This window comes from Microbulbifer sp. MKSA007, assembly GCA_032615215.1.
Taxonomy (GTDB): Bacteria; Pseudomonadota; Gammaproteobacteria; order Pseudomonadales; family Cellvibrionaceae; genus Microbulbifer.
In genome coordinates this window covers 4,024,330-4,041,938 of sequence record CP128433.1, presented here as the reverse complement: position 1 = coordinate 4,041,938, position 17,609 = coordinate 4,024,330, and the positions used below count along the sequence as shown (strand labels likewise).

The window sequence follows — 17,609 nt, the reverse complement described above, 5'->3', positions numbered from 1 at the left end:
CACTCAGCGAAATAAATGTGACCCCGGTTCTATTCCCTCTTGGTCCTTGCTGATTTACCGCTCAGTAGTCTGAAAGGATATTGATTATGTATTTTCTCGAATTGAATAACGGTGTAGAGATACCTCAGCTCGGCATGGGAATGGCTGCGATTGGCAGCTGGCAGCAGGATGATGAGTATGTAACAGAAGTTATCTTGAAAGCCATGTCAGTGGGATATCGTCATTTTGACACAGGATCGGTCTATGGAAATGAGCGAGCTCTGGGAAGAGCGATCAAAGAATCCGGCCTAGCGAGGGAAGAGCTTTTTATTACCAGTAAAGTTTGGGATACGGAGCAGGGAACCAATAAAACTCACGATGCATTTGCCCGTAGCCTAGAGCGTTTGCAGCTGGAATACCTGGACCTATATCTGATCCATTGGCCCATGCCGGCCTATACCCGGGAGACCTGGGGTGCAATGGAGGCGCTTTACCAGCAGAAAAAAGTGCGGGCCCTGGGGGTGTCAAACTTTCGTAAATCTGATATTGAACAACTGGCGACTTTCTCGGAAGTGCGCCCTGTTTGTAATCAAATTGAACTGCATCCCTATTTTACTCAGCAGCCTTTAGTAGATTATTGCCAGTTCCATAAAATTGCGATTTGCAGCTGGTCTCCTTTGGGGTCGGGATCTACATGGAGCGGTGTCGAGGCTCATGAAAAACCTCTCATAGATCCAGTAATTGTGGACATTGCGAATAATCATGGGGTGACTTCGGGGCAGGTTATCCTTAAGTGGAATATCCAGCAGCATCGCATAGTTATTCCCAAGGCGGAAAGCCTGGATCACATACGCAATAACTTCTTAATATCTGATTTTAATTTGAGCAATGCGGAGATCCAGGCAATTAATGGATTGAACTGCAATAAAAGGTTGGGCGGTGATCCCGATTATGTTAATCAGAAAAATATAATGGTCAAAGTGCCCGATTAAATTTTTTCCAACAAAGCATAGGTCGCTATAGCGCAGGCGGAAGTAACATTCATTGAGGAATTGATACCCTGCATAGGTATGTGTACCACAGCATCTGCCAGTTCAAGGAGTTCAGGGGTAACTCCATCCTTTTCAGAGCCCAATACCAAACATATTTTATCCCCTTTGGAAACGGGGGTATCTTTGAGTTCGACGCTGTTTGAGGCAATCTCCAGACAAATTAATCGATAGCCCTTATTTTTTAAGGTTTGCGCGATATTGACTGCAGATGAGTGATATTCGTAGGGAACGTACTTTTCTGTAGACCGGGAAACTTTTCGAATTTTGGAATTAGGTGGAACCAGGCTTTCACCGGTTAAATAAATTTTCTCTACGCCGAGTGCATCGGCGATACGAAATAGGCCGCCGACATTGCTCGGTGTGCCGATATCGGTGGCTAAATAGCATAATGGGTAAGTGTTTTTACTGGGTTGATGACTACTGTGATCTGTCTGCATTTTTCGATTTGTTACTATAGGAAGTAGGGAAGTTTCCACTTCCCCAGGATAATGTTGCGGTATTGATGGGGGAGTTAGTGACTGCTCTCTGCGATTTCGAGAGCCTCCTCGGCGACTCTTTGCGCAGTGGCCTGGCGATTACGCATCTGCTCTACCAGAGAGGGCTCCCGGTTGGCCTTTTGATTCTGGATATGCACCGCTTGCCTGTATACCTTATCTGAGACAATAAACTCTTCCGCTCGCTGGTTGATTTCACTGTAGCGTGTATTCAGTTCTGAGATCTTCTTGGATAGATGCTCAAGATCCAGGATATCGTCGAAGTAAAGGGCGATCAGCCGCTCGCACTCCCTGGCGATTGCCAGGTACTCGTTGCCTACCTGCCGATGTCCCTCATAGTTTTTCTTAAAATTGAAGAAAGTTTGCACGCCGCCCAATAGCGCGGCCAGCAGGGCCAGCGCCGCACCACTCCACTTGGTCCAATCAGGCAGCTCTGCATTGATCAGGGAGAAGAAAAGCGAACCGAGGAACAGGTTGACGACAACGATGGGCACCCCGCAAAGCACATGCAAATTGCGCCCCTTCATGGAGGCTCGGAAGTGGCTGTGTTTGCACAGGTGGGCATTCCAGCGGAGCTTCTCCAGGACTTCCACAGTGTTGGGTATATTGCTCATGATTCCTTTCCGCCCTCATTCTACTACTAGCTATTGTGGGCGATAGTTTGACGGATGCCAGCGAGATGTACAAAAGTGATGGTACAAAGGGCTAGTTTTTCAGTCTTGATAGTCAGGTATGTCCATATTTTGGGGTTCGCGTAAGTGATTGCATACCCTTGCTGCTCGAAATGCCTTCAGTTACATAGATTGCTATTTGATCACTGAACATCAGCTATTTAAGGGATTCAACGGTGTAACACCCAATTCCATGAGGGAATTTTACTCTAGGAATAAAAAGAGCTGCGCAAAAGGACCAGTTTCTTGTATTTTTATCGGCCATCTTGACCGAGGAGTTTATCCCCCTCCCAAGATTCAAACTTATAAAAATTAAACCCTTGAGTAGTTGGGGGCAGGTATGTCAATCGCGCGGCAGCGCTTTATAGTTTTGGGGCCTCTTTTTGCTGTGGCCTTCTATTTCTTTTTATCAGCGTTGGGGATGCAGTATCTACCGGCAGTAACTGCTGCAATTACCTTGTTAACTGTGATCTGGTGGATAACGGAAGCACTTCCAATCCCCGCAACGTCACTGGTGCCTTTTGTCCTCTTGCCTCTATTTGGAGTAGCGGATCATCGGGAGGTGGCAGCTTCCTTGGGAAGTCATGTCATTCTGTTGCTGATGGGGGCCTTTATTTTGTCCAAGGCCCTGGAGAAAAGTGGGGCCCACGAGCGCCTTGCCCTGTATATGTTGCGTATTGTGGGCGTCTCCAGCGGCCGCAGGCTGGTGCTCGGATTTATGCTGGCAGCAGGCTTCCTGAGCATGTGGATTTCCAACACTGCTACCACATTGATGATGCTGCCTATAGCCCTGGCAATTCTCAGTAAGATCGACAACGAGCGCTTAAGTATTGCCCTGATCCTGGGTATTGCCTATGCCGCAAGTCTGGGTGGGGTAGGTACTCCTCTGGGCACGCCGCCCAATGTTATTTTTATGGGAATATACGAGGAAGTAACCGGACGAGAGTTTAGCTTCCTGGGCTGGATGAAAATAGGAGTCCCAGTTGCTTTGGTGACGCTGCCTATAATGGCCCTCTGGCTGACCCGTCATGTGCATCTGAAAAATGATATTGAGCCCCCTCAAGTGGGAGAGTGGAGGCAAGAGGAAAAGCGAACTTTAATGGTTTTCGGTGTGGCAATTCTCCTATGGGTTACTCGCAATGCACCGTTTGGTGGTTGGAGCGAATTGATAGGTATTGATGCTGCCGGTGATGGAACCGTGGCTCTAGCAGCCGTTGTCGCTATGTTTCTAGTGCCCAACGGTAAGGGAGGGCGCTTGCTGGATTGGCAGACGGCAGAGACGATCCCCTGGGGAATGCTATTACTGTTTGCTGGTGGTATAGCGCTAGCAAAAGGTTTCTCCAGTTCCGGACTGAGCGATATGCTCGGCAACGGTCTTTCTTTCCTGACGGCGATGCCACTGTGGTTGTTGTTGGTAATTCTATGCCTTAGTGTGACCTTCTTGACAGAGATAACCAGCAATACAGCTACGGCAACCCTACTTATGCCAATTTTAGCTGTAGCCGCCACTTCAGCGGGTTTTGAGCCCATGGTGCTGATGATACCTGCGGCGATGAGTGCCAGTTGTGCATTTATGTTGCCTGTAGCTACAGCGCCTAATGCGATTGCGTATGGAACCGGTAAAGTACGTATACAGGATATGGTTCGAGAGGGCGCGATACTTAGTGTGACGGCATCGCTGATAATAGCGGGGATGAGCTGGTTGATCCTGGCTGGTTAGTGTTTGTCTATATCATAGCCAGCGTGAGATGTGCATAAGCAGGCGAATGGATAAAAGAAAAATAGATAGGGGAGATAGAGTTCGATGAATAAAACCACAGCAACACTGTTGCTCACCCTTGGTTTAGTAGGGTGTGGCGAGACAGAAAATAACCAAGTAGCAGAGAACAAAACCTTTTTTAGCGAACAGGCTTCCGCTCCTGTAGCCAAGAAGGTGCCCCATAAAATGGTTATGCATGGCCATGAGCGCATCGATAATTACTACTGGATGCGCGACGATGAACGTAAGGCGCCAGATGTTATTGCTCATCTGGAAGCAGAAAATGCTTATACCGATTCGGTAATGCACCACACCAAAGAGTTACAGGAATTACTCTTTGAGGAAATGACTGGCCGTCTGGAGAAAGATAAATCAACGGTCCCCGTTTATTATAATGGTTATTGGTATTACAGCCGCTATCTTCCCGAGAAAGAATACGCGATCCACGCGCGACGTAAAGGTACCCAGGAAGCAGATGAAGAGGTTATGCTGGATGTGAATGCACTGGCTGAAGGCCACGGCTACTTTAGTGTAGGGCGCCTGGCCGTTTCTCCCAGTAATCAATTGGTAGCATATCCTGAAGATAGCGTTGGGCGCCGTGTTTACACGATTCGCTTCAAGAACTTAAAGACTGGTGAGATGCTGCCAGATAAATTGGAAAATGCTTCACCAGTTGCGGTTTGGGCAAACGATAACCAAACTGTCTTCTATATCAATAAAGACCATCAAACTCTGCTCGGCTATCAGGTAATGCGCCATAAGTTGGGCACGCCACAGAGTGAAGATGTTGTTGTTTACGAAGAGATGGATAAGGCTTTCTATACGTGGATTTCCAAATCCCGGGATGGAGAGCTGATACGCATTCACCACAGTTCTACAACTAGCAGTGGCCAGTCAATCCTGGACGCAAACACCCCTCTCGCTGATTTTGCTCCCTTATACCCCCGGGAACAGGACCATGAGTATTCAGCGCTAAAGTTAGGGAATGATTTTTATATCATGACTAACTGGCAAGCTGAAAACTTCCGCCTTATGAAGGTTGCCATGGAGGATGCTGCAGATAAATCTAATTGGCAGGAAGTCATACCTCATAGTAGTGAGGTTTTGTTGGAAGATTTCACTTTATTTGATCATCATCTGGCAGTAATAGAACGAAAAGCGGGGCAAACAGGTCTCCGACTCATTAATTTAGAGAATAATAAGGATCTTCAAGTCGGGTTTAATGATCCAGTATACAGGCTGGGCTTGAGTTCAAATCCAAACTTGGACTCAGAGAGTGTTCGAGTGTCTTATTCGAGTTTAACGACACCAAATAGTATCTATGAAGCCAAGCTGGATAGTGGCGATTTGGAATTGCTTAAGCAAGACAAAGTTCTTGGTGGTTTTGACCCAGAGCACTATCAGAGCGAGGGTATCCTGGTAGCGGCACGAGATGGTGTTAAGGTGCCGGTATCTTTGGTTTATCGTAAAGATAAGTTTAAGAAAGATGGCTCTAATCCATTACTGCAATATGCCTATGGCTCATACGGCAGCACCGTTGATCCCTGGTTCCGCTCTTCAGTGGTGTCCTTACTTGATCGAGGCTTTGTATTTGCTATTGCCCATATCCGTGGAGGCCAAAAACTGGGACGTGCTTGGTACGAAGATGGAAAGATGTTCAATAAAAAGAATACTTTCACTGATTTTATCGATGTTACCAAGGCGTTGGGGAAATTAAAATATGGGGCCCCTGATAAGATCTTTGCTTCAGGTGGTAGTGCCGGGGGGCTGTTGATGGGCGCGGTAGTCAATATGGAGCCGGATTTGTACAGGGGAGTTACTGCGGCGGTGCCATTTGTTGATGTGGTAACTACCATGCTTGATGAGTCAATTCCCCTGACTGTTAATGAGTATGACGAGTGGGGAAACCCTAATAATAAGGATAGTTATGAATATATGCTTTCCTATTCTCCCTATGACCAGGTGAAAGCTCAGGATTACCCCAATATGTTGGTAACCACTGGGCTACATGATTCCCAGGTGCAATACTTTGAGCCAATGAAATGGGTGGCAAAGTTACGTGAATTGAAGACCGATGAAAATCAGTTGTTATTCAATACCAATATGGAAGCAGGTCACGGTGGCTCTTCGGGTCGTTTCCGTCGCTATAAGGAGACCGCTTTACAGTATGCATTTTACCTCGATTTACTTGGGTACAAAACTGGAGAGACTGATAAGAAGGTTAAGTAATAAATATATTATGCTTATTTTAGAGATATAGGTCTGATTATGGGTAGCTAATTATTTTTTATATCTCTACTTAAGTATCATGTAAATAAAGGGGAGCTAGCTCCCCTTTATTTATTGGGGAAATTGAAATATCCTTTTATATTTCAGTTTTCTGAAATATAAACTTTTAGAATTAGTTGGCTTTTTGCGTTGTTTAGGTAGGAAAAACACGCACCACCTTTTTAGTGTTCCGCTAAAAATCCAAATACTTTGAATTTCTATTTATAGGCGTAGAATGGAGATAGATTTACTGGAAGGTCTGAATTATGCGTGAGTTCGCCGCCATTGAGGCACCTGTGATTGATCGATTTGGAGGGTTAGATGGACTTCAGTCGAAGCTGGTGAAGCCAAAGCCTGCGCAGCTCTTGAGAGAGATACATGACAGTCAGTGGTTGTCATCGGCATCCCGGGCTGTTTTTCAAGCCGGTTTTAGTTGGAAGGTTGTTGAAAAAAAGTGGCCGGATATAGAGAAGATCTTTTACGGCTTTGATGTTTCGTTCTGTCGTTACTTACCGGAAGAGGCGTTAGATGACCTAATGCGGCAGGAAGGTATGATCAAGCACTGGACTAAAACTCGCTCCATTCAGAGAAATGCAGACTTCTTTTGGCATTTATCTAATGAGCATGGAAGTTTGGGAGCGTATTTCTCTAGCTGGAATACAGACAACTATATTGAGAATCTTCTGTACTTGCGTAAAGGTGGTGATCGACTCGGCGGTAAGACTGCCCAAGTATTTCTAAGACGAATGGGAGTTGATACTTTGGTTTTTGCAAGTGATACCATTCGAGCCTTAATCCGAGAAGGGGTTGTCGACAAGTCTCCCTCCTCCAAGAAAGACTGGGCTGCACTAAAAGCAGCCATCGAAACTTGGCAGTCTCAGTCAAATCGTAGTTTGAATGAGATTAGCCAGATATTATCACTTTCGGTAGGTTAAACAACTGGGGTATTTAGTTGGTAGAAGTATCTATTTCACTCCTACCAACCTGAATGCTTAATCAAAAGTTAATCGGTTGTAGCTGACGGCACAACCTGAAAATCCACGGACAACGAAGCCTCATACTGAACTTCGTCGAAGGAACTAACCTCTGTTTCTATATATGCTTCTGAAAAGCTATCTTCAAATTTGCTTTTTCGAGTTCTGGAAGCAGTAACGATAACCTCTTCTATTGCTCCAGCTCCCGCTGTCCCATGATAGCCGATATTATTTGTACGGACATTAACTGGTGTTAACTGAATGCTCAGGGTTCTCTCATAGTCAGCTTTTTGTTCCATGATTTTGGCTAGTGCCTTAGATCGGACCTTTTTTGTATATTCAGATACTTCTGAATGCTCAAAAGAAGTACTCACTATTTCTATTTCTTTATTTTCATCGGTTAGCCTTGCGATAGACTGTAAATGTCCCTCCTTGTTAATAGTTATTGCGACCCTATTAATAACTTTATAGCTGGAAGGATTTTTGCCTAGCCAACCAAATTGTGGGGAAGATGAAAATTTTGAATTTTTAATCTTAGCTCGGTCTATGCCAGCCTTTATTAAGCTCTCGGTTAATTGTTCACGCAAAGAACTATTGTTAGCAATGGCGTCTGATAGGAGGGGCTCTTCAGTGGTGACAATAATATTGACTATAGCCTGGTCTGAATAAGCCGTTTCTTTTGCACTGCCGTGGAGAGTCACAACTCTTGATATTGGGTAAATTAGGTCGCGTAAGTCCTGGGGGAGCCTTTAATCTCTGGGGTTGCCATTGAAAGGCTGGGAATGAGTAGCGAAGCTAAAAGAGCAAGTCTTTTCATATTGACACTTCCAAACTGTGAATAAATGACAATCTATCAGGAAACTGGCTTATTGCCGATCAATAGCACTATATCGGCTTTCCTAGTTTCTATCCAATTGTTGCAGCTGAAACCGTTCGTTGTAGTTGTATATTCGCAAAGTATCGCCCAATTACCATTCATGATGCGACTATTTCTGCTTTGGTATTTTAGTACCGTTTATCGCTGCAAAATTACCACTTATCGGTCTCAGCCAGGTTCTAAAACCAGTTCACAGACAATCGATTGCATCACTTTAAAGTGCGCACTTGGTCATCAATTGAGGATAAAAATTCAATGGATGACGGCAAGCAATAACAAATTATCTTAGTGACATACGAGTTGGGCAGAGCTGATGGGTTTACTGATAAATAAGAAGTTAATAGCGCTTTCTTTGACGGCATTGCTGGCCGCGTGTGGAGGTGGTGGAGGGAGCTCCTCTTCGGATTCGGACAACCCCTCTTCAGATAGTAGCGGTAGTGGTAATAATAGTGGCAGTAGCGGTAGCGGTAGTGGTAGCGATCAGGGTTCGTCCGGCAGTGATGATAATCCGATCTCGGATAATGTGGGCACTACAGTTGTGGTGGGAGACGTAGAGCATACAGATTTAGGCTTCGCCTCATTGACTGCCATTGACGTAACTTTGCCAGAAGGTATGAACAATGCCCGTGAGGTTTACCAGATGGCACACTATATAGCACGAACTGACGGGGAGCAGGATGAAGAGGATATTGATATCCCGATTCGTAGTTATACTGCGACCTGTGCAACAGATACCGATACTCCGAGAATGTTTGTTTCCACTACTTTGTCAGAGGGGGACACTGCTGCGGATACAACTCACGGTTCTATTTATGAGCTACAGTATGATCCGGATACTTCCAGTTTTGAGGCAACAGGTAATGCAACGCTGTTAAATCAGTGTTATGAATCCCACGGTGTGGCTGTAAGCTCTGATTGCTCCACAGTAGCAGTTCTATGCAATACAGATTATCAAGCCAATGAGCGTTATGAGGTTGAAGCTGACCTTGTTGAGCAATACGGTTCAACGTGGATGAAAATGGAAGATAACATTGCCACCATTGAATCCCGTATTGCGAATGAAATTGGTCTTCTGGTTGCGACCAATCACGGTAAATATATCGACTTTTTTACTGAACACCCTACGCTTACGTTTGACGATTTCCTTGCCGGTTTGGAGGCAAACTTCCCGGATACTGATTTTGGGGATTCGCCATCCTTTACCACTATTAAAGGGTCCGATATGCAAGAGGAGATGGAGTATATTATTTCCAGCCTTTCCTCTGGCGACTATGACGATTTACTGCAGCACATTCGAGATGCCAGTTACAGCTATAACGAGCAAATTTGGCTGCTAGAGTGGGAAAATCAGCCTTTAAGTGAAGTTCCTGATGCTTACGTAGTAAATAAAATGCACGGTGGAACTCATCTTGGCGCACAAGAGCTGATTTATGTTGAGGATGACAGCCAGGGTCGTAGTAGCTATGGTTTCTCAGTTTCTGCACGGGTATTTGATGGAAATGGGAGTTCTCACTATTCGGCAGGCTTAACGGTTATTGACCGTAATAATTGGTCCCTGGATATGAGCAGCTCAGATAATCGCGGTTGGTATTGGGCCTGCGGCGATGGTCACGTAGTAAATATTCGCTCATTCTATAATCCAGACAATGAGATGTTTGGTGCAATTTGCACCAGTGATTGGAACGACTGGATAGGTAGCACTCATGGGCAACTGGGTACCATTGCAGTGAAAATGGAAACTTCCAGTTCGTCTACAGAAGGGCGCTTTAATCACTTCGTACCATCAACGTCTGCGATGGTATCTAATGGTGGCGGTCATACTGTTGTACCAGTGGATGCCAATACGAACCTTTCTTTGATCGTCTCGCCTAAATATATTGAAGATGCGGATATGGATCGCTTTCTCCAGGATGAAGTCGGTATTGATCCGTCTGGGGAAGGTCCGTTTGATGAAGATTGTGCAGATTACGACACCACAAACTGTTTCCTGTCCTATATGAGTTATAACTATTGGGAAGATGACGATAGTTTCTCCACAATAACAAGACAGGGACTTTATTCTGGTGATGCATTAGACTCCAGCTCTTTAACCCGTATTGGCATCGCCAAGGTCAGCTCTACCGGTAGTATGGAAGGCCAGGGTTTTAATTGGTTGGTTGAGGATGATGATTGCCAAATTAGTGATCCACAACTTATTGATTTAAAAAATGGACGCTACTTGTTTGGGTATGCAAAATTCCAGTGTATTTCTGATAACTTGTCCTATAACCGTATTTATGCCGACAGCGGCTCTAAACGGTTATTAGTACCAAAAGCTTATTATGTAATGGAAGTCGATGCAGATCTAAACGTACTTGAAGGGCCAATCGAGTTACCTAATTATGGATGGGGTGGTTTGGATGAGCCTATGTACTTAGGTGATGGAAAAGTAGCTTGGACTTATATTAAAAACCCCACCTACGATAACTATGTGAGTGGTCAGAAAAATATTTGGCAGGCGATGATTTACCACTCAAATAGCGTTAATTAATTTTTTCTCCTGAACTGTTGTAATGATACTGGGAGATAAATTTGGTAAGGGAGCTCCTCCTTACCGCTCTCCTGGTTTTTCTACTGGAATTCGTCCTGATGTCTGAAATATGGCCACGTATATGGGAAATAAAGAACTTACTTTTTTGCTATCAAAAAAATTGATTCCTTACTAGGCTGCCACTCCTGATCAATAAGAAAACCAACTCGTGTAAGCTTGTCTAAAAGCTCCTGCCTGTCAATTTTGTGGACATAAGGGGCCAGGTTTATGCGTTGCATCACTGGGATCAAGAATCGCCAATTGCTTTTCTTAACTAATACAGTGCTTGATACAAATATGCCCCCGGATTTCAATAAATTGTAAACTCGCGCGATAGCACCATCTATATCCTCGATAAGGTGCAATATATTTAACCCTAAGATGGCGTTAAAACTATCTGGTTCGAATTTTAGTGAACCTAAGGTGCCTTGTTTAAAATTTATGTTTTTTATGGAAGCGATTTTTACTTTTTGCTTAGCAATATCCAGCATCTTCTCGGAAATATCAGTAGCAGTTATACTGTTCACATAGGGAGAGTGATGAATAGCGGTGCTGCCGGTGCCGCATCCAAATTCCAGTACAGACCAGTCTGCCTGAAAATATTCTTGTGTTATAGCCAGTTTTCTCTTGTAACTTTTTAAATCTTTTATAGGGCTTTTGGCATAGCGCGCTGCAGTTTTATCCCAAAACTTTTTTGGCTCTATCATTTTTCCTTCCTACCGTAGATGTTCAATGAGTATGCATTCGGTCGGCGGATAATCTACTACTAGATGATTACCTTTTGATTTTAAGTATATGTAGTATATTTCCCGAATCGTTAGACTCTAAAAATTATCTCCGTAGAGGTGCTCATATATTTATACCTTGTAATTCTTGCTGCATGTTTTAATTTAGTGCCACAATTTTTTATGGAAAGGGTGCATAACGTGTCATAGGTATATCGATAGAAAAGTGGCTACGATACTTGTGTGCTACGATAGGGGTTGATCAAAATTTAAACGATTTCAACCTTTTCTTTACGTAAGTTATTTCTTCGAAAAGATAGCTTGCTCCAAAAGTTTTTTAGAAGTGCTCACTCACCTTTAGCTTCATCAATACTGTGACCTAGAGCGAAGTCGCGGTTCTTAGTTTTTGCGAACTATGTCACATTCACCTAAGCCTCCTTCTCTTTATGACTAAATAGTCATATTGCTTGTCGCCCTAAGATTCTGTTTGGCGCTATTAGTCATATTCTTGGCACTAATTAACCAGATACCTTTCGCAAGCCATAAAACAGTCTCGGCAACATAAAAAGACAATTTAAAAAATTGGGATCAAGCCCGAGCAAAAATAAAAGGACATCACAATGACACTTTATCAACGATTGGGTGCGAGCTTCTCTTTACTATTAGCGGGGCTTTTGGGATCAGCCTCTGCTAGTGCGGATAACTGCTACATCCTGGTTCATGGCCATGGTACTGAGGGCCATATTAAGCAGCGTACTAACTCCCAGGGTAATCTTGAGCAGCCGGCTTTAGATTATTGGAGTGAGGCTTACTTCGATGAATACGCGGGTAGTGACTTTATTGAACAGTTGCGTGTAAATGGCGGCAATTACGGTGTGGTTGGTTACAACTCCACCGATGAGGGCGAGATGCCCTACTGGCATGACGGCACAGCGGGTGAAATCGCTCGGCAGATAATCGCTATTCGCAATGGCGAAGGCGATGATTATGAGCATGAAAACCAGTGTGCTGCCGATGACACTTTCTATGTGATTGCCCACAGTCAGGGCGCCACCCAGATGATGTACCTCGCAGGCAATGCCGTACCGGGGTCCCCTTACTATAACCGTGCTTACAACCAGCTGGATTCCAATACTGTGACCGAAACCTCGAAGGTTTGTACTGGCTCCTGGTTCTGGAAAAGCTGTAAGACGAAAACCGAAACCGTTAATGTCGCAGGCCTGAATGATAGTTACGCGGTTGAAGTGGACTTTGACACTGCTATTAGCGGTATCGCGGCAATCTTTACTACTGGTGGTGCAATCACCGGTACTGAGGGGGTTGATCGACTGTGTAACGGTAGCTGGATCGAAGATTTGATCAACGATTGGTTTATCGGTCGCGAGTGCGCAGCAGTACGTTACCTGCAGACTAATGATGTCTATGCTGTGCGCAACTATGTCGGCACCAACCTGGCTGCACCGGTTTATACCATTGGAGGCTACGCCGGTTTCCCTGGTATTGAGAGTGCTAGCTCTTTGCTGTTGGGCGGTGAAGACGATGGTTACATCAATCTGGCTTCCCAGATGAACTGCTCTGGTTCAGCTAAGCGCAACTTGTGGTCAAACCTGAAGGAATACAAGACCTTTCTGGGTATTGCTTACGGAAGCGCTATCTTCTCCTGCGATAATGACAATAAGGGGACAGCGCGTTCCTATAACCTGGCGAGTATTTATACCGATCATGACGCTCAGCGTAACGGCGGTATTATGGCCCCAGACTACACGGGTATCCCCGATGGCCTGAACTGTGGTGCCGGTAAAAATACGGCTGGTCGTATTGCTGCCTGTACAGAGTAATTGGCTCATCGTTTTAAAAAAGCCCGCTTAAAAGCGGGCTTTTTAGTTTGCGGGAATCACATATTTACTTCTATTAGTTTTTAGCTCTAGTGATCCTCTACCACTTGCAAATTGTTCTCTGCTTTCATACGAGATATTTCGATCTCTTCTGCAAAAATCTCGTGGATGCCGAAACGGTAACTGTCAGTACTATTTGTCGCATGGGTACCGCCTGGAATCGTTGTAAATGCAATGCGCCAGGGAGTGGTCTCTTGTTCTTTCCAGTGCTTATGCCAGGAGAGTGCATCTTTGCGCAGGTTTGGCATGTCTTTGGAGCCACTTGTTACTACCAGAGTCAGATCCTCTCTTGTCGCTTGTACAGGTTCCCTGTAGAAAAATTCCTGTTGTGGTAGGAAGGTGGCATTGCTGGCTATCAATCCTTTAAACAAGTCGGGCTTAGAAAATGCTGTGTAAAGCACAAAATATCCCCCTCGACTTTGACCGAAGAGAACTCGCTGCTGAGGGTCTACCGCGTAGCGGCTTTCAACTGCTGGTAAGAGCTCCTGCTCTAGAAAGTTGAGAAACTGAGGTGCACCGCCATACTTAAGTGTGTCACTGTCACTGTCACTGTCACTGTCATTGTCATCGGGTAGTGAAAAGTCAAAACTGCGATGATTGATCTCGGGTTTAAATGAGCCGTAAGCAATACCTACGATAATCGCCTCGGGGGCGTAATCATCGTAATGCATAAACAGGTGATTAGTAGCCAAAATTGGGAACAGTGAATCCCCATCGAGGAGATAAATGACCGGGTAGGTTGTATCCTCGTTTGGATTATAGCCCTCAGGCAGGCGAGTATAGATATGGTAGGGGCGCCCAATAATCGCTGAATCCAGCTTAAAGTAGTCCCCTTTCAGGGCAGGTAAGAACTCAAGAGGCTGGGAATGACTTTCAGGAGAAGAGTTACTTTGGTGGTTAGCAGGGCAGCCACCTAGCAGTCCGGCTGCTAATAGCGTTGATAGAAAACGAATAAGGGGCTTTTTCATCGAGTCTCCTATACTAACGGTGGGATTCATTGGTTGACTAAGTCTCTTCTTATATTCTCAAGTGGGGTGCTAATGAGCAATATAAAGCTTGCTGCTGGTATCGATTTTCCTGCAATAGAAGTAAAGCGACTTGGTGGAGGTGAGTTGGTACTGGGGAAACCCGAAGGTAGTTTCCTTTGGCAGATGGTAGTCGTTTACCGAGGTAAGCACTGCCCTCTTTGTACCAAGTATTTACGTGTATTGAGTGTGCTACTACCCCGCTATCACGCGGAGGGTATTGATGTGGTCGCTGTCTCTGCCGATACAGAGGAAAAAGCTTCTCTGCATATGGAAACAATCCAGCCGGGATTTACTATCGGTTACGGTTTATCAATACCCCAAATGCAGCAGCTTGGGCTCTATATTTCAAAACCCCGCTCCCCTGAAGAAACAGATAGGCCCTTTGCTGAACCGGGTGTTTTTGTCATCAACGAATCTGGAAGGCTGCAAATAGTCGACATTTCCAATGCACCTTTTGCGAGGCCTGACTTACAAACGCTATTGGTGGGTATCGAGTTTATCCGAAATCCTGATAACCATTACCCAATTAGGGGAACATATTAAGATTTTTTTAAATACCCTGCTAATTCAGGGAACTATATTTTGGATCATAAGTTTGTAGTAAAGTTAGAGGTCTGGAATTTAAGGGGGAGGGTAGTGACAAACGCTTTTCTCTCTGAGGTGAATAACTTCAAGCTTAATCCAATTGATAATAGTAAAGTCGTATTAATTGATGGCTCCAGCCAAAGAGCTATACCCGTTTATAGTAGAGAGATTGTTGCTCAATACCAATTTCTCGATAAAGTGTTAGTTATCCTACATGATTGGTGGTCTCTGGATCAGGGAGTTAATATCTACCTACTCTCTAGAGGAAGAGTTTTGGATTTTGCTTTGAGTTCGGATATCGACTTATGGGGAGATTTAGATGACGTGAAAGTTATCCAACCGGATACTATTTGCTTTTCTTTTCCGAATGCTTTGCACTGGCGACTGCGCTGCTATAAGCGGGCAAGGCCGGCTTTATATCTTTCTCTTCCTTATAGTTTTTGGTGGCGTCGAAACTTATTTTATTCCTGGTTTTCATTGCAACGCCTCAAGTGAATAGTATATATAAATATCAGGCGGCGAATCTGTAATTGTATATTACCCAAGTAAGATAACAGGTGTTTACCCTGTTATCTTACTTTTATTCAATAGAGCTGAACTTTCTTTGTTGGATTTTTGAAGCGATAGCTTCAACGTGAATAGCCTATTTAGAAATTGTTCAGCTCTTCCCGTAGATCGATCTCTAGTTCCTCTGAGCTAGTAATCCATACGCTTTTATCCGGCGCAGGAAACACACCTATTTCAATGCCGTCACCTTTTAAGCCAGAAAGCCATTTCTTTAAAAACTGTGGTAAGGGAATGCTTTTAGGGGTGAGGCCCGTTCCATTCTCAGCATAGGCTTGGGCAAATTCAGCGCTTGGCCATACTGGCAGATATTCAAAGCCACCATCTTCATCGGTGTGTATTTTAAGAAAGCAATTTTGGCTATCGATCAGTATCCAGATCTCCCGCTCTTCTCCGGCTATGCTCAGAAAATACTCGTAGCGATCTTCGCAGCTGAGATTAGTTATTTCACTTAAATCTGGGGTGCTCATATATCAATTCATTGTAGCTAGGTAATAGGCGAGTAGGGATAACTGAAGGCCTGCTCATCTAGAGGCATAGCTGTTATACCAATTAATGCGGGGCATTATGCGCGAATACAAGCCGCTATCCAAATGCTTTGCCGAGATGGTCAGCGGCAGGGGGAGAGAAAGAGTTTCTATAGAACTTAAGTCTATGGTTAGAGTGAAGAGGAAACTGGAATGCTCAAAATAAAAAAAACGGGCATTAAGCCCGTTTTGAATACTTCTCTTCCTGTGAGCGACTACTTTCTCCTTTTTAGTAATTCGCTAACCAGGAAGCGCTTACCACTGCAGTGCGCCGCCGGTTTGGTATTCGATAACGCGGGTTTCAAAGAAGTTTTTCTCTTTGCGCAGGTCCATAATTTCAGACATCCACGGGAATGGGTTCTGAGCGCCAGGGAACTGCTCTTTCAGGCCCAGCTGGCTAAGGCGGCGGTTGGCGATAAACTGGAGGTATTCCTCCATCATATTCGCATTCATGCCGAGTACGCCGCGGGGCATAGTGTCGCGGGCATAGGCTACTTCAAGCTCCATACCCTCGAGAATCATCTGGGTGACTTCCTGCTGGAATTCCGCTGTCCACAAGTGTGGGTTTTCCAGCTTAATCTGGTTGATGACGTCAATGCCGAAGTTCAGGTGCATAGACTCGTCGCGCAGGATGTACTGGAACTGCTCGGCAACACCGGTCATTTTGTTGCGGCGACCCATGGACAGGATTTGGCTGAAGCCACAGTAGAAGAAGATACCTTCAGTGACAGCGTAGAAGGCGATCAGGTTGCGCAGCAGCTCCTGGTCGGATTCAACGGTGCCGGTTTTGAAGTTGGGATCACCGATGGCCTGGGTGTGGGATAGGCTCCAGGCCGCTTTTTTGGCAACCGCAGGCACTTCGCGGTACATATTGAAGACTTCACCTTCGTCCATACCCAGGGACTCTACACAGTACTGGTAGGCGTGGGTGTGAATGGCTTCTTCAAAAGACTGGCGCAGCAGGTACTGGCGGCACTCAGGGTTGGTGATATGGCGGTAGATCGCCAATACCAGGTTGTTAGCAACCAGGGAGTCTGCGGTGGAGAAATAGCCCAGGGAGTACTCCACGATGCGACGCTCGTCCTCGGTCAGACCGTTGGGGTCTTTCCACATGGATACGTCTTTGTTCATGTTGATTTCCTGGGGCATCCAGTGGTTGGCGCAGCCGTCCAGGTATTTTTGCCAGGCCCAGTCGTATTTAAAGGGAACCAACTGATTGAGGTCAGCGCGGCAATTAATAATGCGCTTTTCATCCACCTGAATGCGGGCCGCACCCATTTCCAGTTCTTCCAGGCCGGGAGCCGGGTCCATATTAGCAACTGCGGCACGTGCGGCATCAACGGCAGTGGAGCCGCTTTGGGCCGCAGGCGACGCCGGAGCGGCTGTGTAGGAAGCGCTGGGCTCCTGCACGGATTTTGCCTGGGCCTCCGGCGTCGGTCGCGGTTCGGTTGCTTTTTCAGGTTGTTGGGGCTTGGTGTCGATGTCGTCCCAGCTCAGCATAGTTGGCCCTTTTGATCGGTCTCACTATCGAAAGTTCGATAAAAAAATTCTTAAATCTTCCTGGTGTATTACTCACTAATTGTGTGCAACCAGGGATGACATACCGGTGATATTTTTTACCGGTAATAATTCATTACAGGCT

General features: G+C 45.3%; 15 protein-coding genes. 8 read left to right on the top strand and 7 right to left on the bottom strand.

Annotation, left to right across the window (positions count from 1 at the left end; genetic code table 11):
- The first annotated feature begins 86 nt into the window (after positions 1 to 86).
- Positions 87 to 971, top strand: coding sequence for an aldo/keto reductase (locus tag QT397_20895; protein WNZ55297.1), 885 nt, complete (start codon positions 87 to 89; stop codon positions 969 to 971).
- Here the strand turns inward: QT397_20895 and QT397_20890 are convergent.
- On the bottom strand, positions 968 to 1,468 hold the full coding sequence (locus QT397_20890; GenBank protein ID WNZ55296.1) for a TrmH family RNA methyltransferase: 501 nt from the start codon (positions 1,466 to 1,468) through the stop codon (positions 968 to 970). The genes QT397_20895 and QT397_20890 overlap by 4 nt on opposite strands.
- Before the next feature lie 74 nt (positions 1,469 to 1,542).
- Positions 1,543 to 2,139, bottom strand: coding sequence for an SLATT domain-containing protein (locus QT397_20885; protein ID WNZ55295.1), 597 nt, complete (start codon positions 2,137 to 2,139; stop codon positions 1,543 to 1,545).
- Between the two features lie 397 nt (positions 2,140 to 2,536).
- Between QT397_20885 and QT397_20880 the strand changes: the two genes are divergently transcribed.
- The 3 genes from QT397_20880 to QT397_20870 all read left to right on the top strand — a co-directional run bounded on the left by QT397_20880 (position 2,537) and on the right by QT397_20870 (position 7,158).
- On the top strand, positions 2,537 to 3,916 hold the full coding sequence (locus QT397_20880; protein ID WNZ55294.1) for an SLC13 family permease: 1,380 nt from the start codon (positions 2,537 to 2,539) through the stop codon (positions 3,914 to 3,916).
- A gap of 84 nt (positions 3,917 to 4,000) precedes the next feature.
- Positions 4,001 to 6,184 (top strand): S9 family peptidase, encoded by a 2,184-nt coding sequence (locus tag QT397_20875; GenBank protein WNZ55293.1) that lies wholly within the window; start codon positions 4,001 to 4,003, stop codon positions 6,182 to 6,184.
- A gap of 305 nt (positions 6,185 to 6,489) precedes the next feature.
- A complete protein-coding gene (locus QT397_20870) occupies positions 6,490 to 7,158 on the top strand; it encodes a DNA-3-methyladenine glycosylase I (protein WNZ55292.1) in 669 nt (222 codons plus the stop codon).
- Between the two features lie 68 nt (positions 7,159 to 7,226).
- Here QT397_20870 and QT397_20865 read toward each other — a convergent pair whose 3' ends face one another.
- On the bottom strand, positions 7,227 to 7,898 hold the full coding sequence (locus QT397_20865; GenBank protein WNZ55291.1) for an SIMPL domain-containing protein: 672 nt from the start codon (positions 7,896 to 7,898) through the stop codon (positions 7,227 to 7,229).
- A gap of 489 nt (positions 7,899 to 8,387) precedes the next feature.
- Here QT397_20865 and QT397_20860 point away from each other — a divergent pair, with 489 nt between their 5' ends.
- Entirely contained in the window at positions 8,388 to 10,604 is a 2,217-nt protein-coding gene (locus QT397_20860) for a hypothetical protein (GenBank protein ID WNZ55290.1), read from the top strand.
- A 137-nt stretch (positions 10,605 to 10,741) separates the two neighbouring features.
- On the opposite strand, the gene QT397_20855 is transcribed toward QT397_20860, so the two are convergent.
- On the bottom strand, positions 10,742 to 11,350 hold the full coding sequence (locus QT397_20855) for a class I SAM-dependent methyltransferase (GenBank protein WNZ55289.1): 609 nt from the start codon (positions 11,348 to 11,350) through the stop codon (positions 10,742 to 10,744).
- 638 nt (positions 11,351 to 11,988) lie between these two features.
- Between QT397_20855 and QT397_20850 the strand changes: the two genes are divergently transcribed.
- Positions 11,989 to 13,206 (top strand): hypothetical protein, encoded by a 1,218-nt coding sequence (locus QT397_20850; protein ID WNZ55288.1) that lies wholly within the window; start codon positions 11,989 to 11,991, stop codon positions 13,204 to 13,206.
- An 86-nt stretch (positions 13,207 to 13,292) separates the two neighbouring features.
- Here QT397_20850 and QT397_20845 read toward each other — a convergent pair whose 3' ends face one another.
- Positions 13,293 to 14,231, bottom strand: a complete 939-nt coding sequence (locus QT397_20845; protein WNZ55287.1) for an alpha/beta hydrolase-fold protein — start codon at positions 14,229 to 14,231, stop codon at positions 13,293 to 13,295.
- Between the two features lie 72 nt (positions 14,232 to 14,303).
- Here QT397_20845 and QT397_20840 point away from each other — a divergent pair, with 72 nt between their 5' ends.
- Together QT397_20840 and QT397_20835 are read left to right on the top strand one after the other, a co-directional pair.
- Positions 14,304 to 14,834, top strand: a complete 531-nt coding sequence (locus QT397_20840) for a redoxin family protein (protein ID WNZ55286.1) — start codon at positions 14,304 to 14,306, stop codon at positions 14,832 to 14,834.
- Positions 14,835 to 14,927: 93 nt separating this feature from the next.
- The gene (locus QT397_20835; protein WNZ55285.1) at positions 14,928 to 15,371 is read left to right on the top strand and encodes a hypothetical protein; all 444 of its coding nucleotides are present in this window, start codon (positions 14,928 to 14,930) and stop codon (positions 15,369 to 15,371) included.
- A gap of 152 nt (positions 15,372 to 15,523) precedes the next feature.
- Here QT397_20835 and QT397_20830 read toward each other — a convergent pair whose 3' ends face one another.
- A complete protein-coding gene (locus QT397_20830; GenBank protein ID WNZ55284.1) occupies positions 15,524 to 15,910 on the bottom strand; it encodes a DUF2750 domain-containing protein in 387 nt (128 codons plus the stop codon).
- Between the two features lie 312 nt (positions 15,911 to 16,222).
- Positions 16,223 to 17,467 carry a ribonucleotide-diphosphate reductase subunit beta gene (locus QT397_20825; GenBank protein WNZ55283.1) on the bottom strand — a complete coding sequence of 415 codons (1,245 nt, stop codon included), beginning with the start codon at positions 17,465 to 17,467 and terminating at the stop codon, positions 16,223 to 16,225.
- Between the last annotated feature and the right edge of the window lie 142 nt (positions 17,468 to 17,609).